General features: G+C 41.5%; 1 rRNA gene. It reads right to left on the bottom strand.

What is annotated here, in order from left to right:
* Nucleotides 1–75 (bottom strand): 5S ribosomal RNA (gene rrf / locus KNO58_RS15355); the annotation flags it as partial.
* Nucleotides 76–207: the final 132 nt, after the last annotated feature.

Genomic DNA, 207 nt, shown 5'->3' on the forward strand with positions numbered 1-207 from the left:
ACTTTCGGCGCTGAAGCGCTTAACTTCCGTGTTCGGCATGGGAACGGGTGTGGCCGCTTCGCTATCGCCACCAGACATATATGAGATTAACATTATCTTAACATAATGTCAACTTTTTTTTTAAGAGATTGTTCTCTCAAAACTGAAGACTCATCAATTCACACAAACCTTAGACTAGATCAAAGCCTCGACCGATTAGTATCATTC

The organism is Exiguobacterium sp. J17977 (assembly GCF_018616375.1).
GTDB classification, from domain to species: Bacteria; Bacillota; Bacilli; order Exiguobacteriales; family Exiguobacteriaceae; genus Exiguobacterium; species Exiguobacterium mexicanum.